The organism is Kineosphaera limosa NBRC 100340 (assembly GCF_000298215.1).
Classification (GTDB): domain Bacteria; phylum Actinomycetota; class Actinomycetes; order Actinomycetales; family Dermatophilaceae; genus Kineosphaera; species Kineosphaera limosa.
Genome location: NZ_BAHD01000158.1, coordinates 1 through 1,383, shown reverse-complemented (window position 1 = coordinate 1,383; position 1,383 = coordinate 1). Strand labels below are relative to the sequence as shown.

Sequence of the window (1,383 nt, the reverse complement as noted above, 5' to 3'; positions counted from 1 at the left end):
GCCGGCACGGGACGACGACCCTGTTCGCGGCGCTGGAGATCGCGACCGGGCAGGTCACCGCGGCATGCAAGCCCCGACATCGACACCAGGAGTTCCTGGCCTTCCTCAAACAGGTCGCCAAGGCCTACCCCGATCAGCAGCTGCACCTGGTCATGGACAACTACGCCGCGCACAAGAGGATCGAGATCCGCGACTGGCTCGCCGCCAACCCCCGCGTCCACGTCCACTTCACGCCGACCTCAAGATCCTGGCTCAACCTCGTCGAGGTCTGGTTCGGCATCATCGAACGCCAAGCCATCCACCGCGGCACCTTCGGCTCCGTCGCCGAACTCAACGCCAAAATCCGCGCCTTCATCACCGGCTGGAACGACCGCAAACACCCCTTCGTCTGGACCAAGACCGCCGACGACATCCTCAAGAAAGCCAACCGTCAAACAACTTCAAACACGGGCCACTAGGTATGGCGCGATCGGCACGCCGCAAGAGCACTACCTTCATCGCCACCTGTCCATAAGCTTCAGCGCGAATACCGGACTTGGTGGCGCCTTCATTACATTCTCCGCTATTGGGTACACGCACTTCAATAGGACGTGACCGATCTGATAGTAGGACGCGTCGTATCCTGGAGCCCACTTCTTGATCGCTTCACAGTCAACGGGTTGAGATCGTTGCGTATACTCGCTCGGAGGTAGCCATTGCTTCCCTTCGGCATATTTGATGAAGTCATGAATTATGTCGGCATGGAGCGCCCGCTGAGGCTCACCTTTGCTTGCGAGAAGATTGAATGCATTCACTGCTCGCGTAAGTCTGTCCCAGGCATCAACGATGCCTAACTGACCCTCAGCCGGGAAGTATGCAATCAACTGAACGCGAATTCCGGCCTGGTGTTGCAGAAGGTTCCTGCGAACTGTCCGAAAGTTGGGCACCTCTGTGACGCCCTTGTCAAACTGGGAGGCGACGATAAATCTGCAGTCGGCGATCGTCTGCGCGATAACTTCGGCCATCTGTTGGACCAGTGCTGCGCGAAGATTCACCTCGGCAACACGTAGGCTGGCGCGCTCCTTGGCTAGCGACAAGAGCCAGACCATGAGTGCAATCAAGGTCCCAACGCCTGTAACAAGGGCAGGGGTTGTCAAAGTCCAGTCGATCTTCACTTTTTCATTCAACCAGAGAACGCCATTGAGAAGGGTTCATCGACCCAGGCGGAATCTGAGCGGCCGCTCGGATGCTGATCCTTGCGATCCCAATCGCTGCTGTCTGATCACCCGACGCCGGTCGTCGGTTGACCGTTGAGGGGCAGCTGCTCAACGACCATCCACTCGTACATCTGGTGATCGCGGTGCATGCGGATGAGGTCGAGCGTGTGGAAGGTCGCTGTTGCGG

At 58.3% G+C, this 1,383-nt stretch carries 2 protein-coding genes; one reads left to right on the top strand and one right to left on the bottom strand.

Features of this window, described 5'->3' with window-relative positions:
• On the top strand, positions 1-458 hold a 458-nt coding region (locus KILIM_RS21835), incomplete at its 5' end, for an IS630 family transposase (RefSeq protein ID WP_006594942.1).
• A gap of 36 nt (positions 459-494) precedes the next feature.
• On the opposite strand, the gene KILIM_RS24270 is transcribed toward KILIM_RS21835, so the two are convergent.
• Complete coding sequence (locus KILIM_RS24270) at positions 495-1,154, bottom strand: hypothetical protein (protein WP_157551898.1); 660 nt, start codon at positions 1,152-1,154, stop codon at positions 495-497.
• Positions 1,155-1,383: the final 229 nt, after the last annotated feature.